The sequence below is a fragment of the Stenotrophomonas sp. AGC87 genome (assembly GCF_057333975.1).
Genome location: NZ_JBHFHW010000035.1, coordinates 42,642 through 42,958, shown reverse-complemented (window position 1 = coordinate 42,958; position 317 = coordinate 42,642). Strand labels below are relative to the sequence as shown.

The window sequence follows — 317 nt, the reverse complement described above, 5'->3', positions numbered from 1 at the left end:
CACGACGATGGCCGCCTGGCTGTCGGCCAGCTGCGCGCGGTAGCGCGGATTGGCCAGGAAGGTGAGCTGGCCGGGGCCGGCATGGGCGAGCGTAGCCACGCCATGGATGGCGGTGCTGCCATCACCATGGACCTGCAGGCCAAACTGCTCGGCGAGTTGCTGGGCGGTATAGGTAGGAGTGTTCACCGGGGGAGTTTACCGTGTGCTGCCGAAACGGTCATGCGGGGCGGGGGTTTTGGGTGTGTTGGTCGGTTTGTTGCGGCTCCGGCGCCTTGGTTGCCATCGCGCGGGGGGGGGGGGGGGGGGGGGGGGGGGGG

General features: G+C 70.0%; 1 protein-coding gene. It reads right to left on the bottom strand.

What is annotated here, in order from left to right; genetic code table 11:
- On the bottom strand, positions 1-186 hold a 186-nt coding region (locus ACE026_RS14455), incomplete at its 3' end, for an LpxD N-terminal domain-containing protein (RefSeq protein WP_486039517.1).
- Between the last annotated feature and the right edge of the window lie 131 nt (positions 187-317).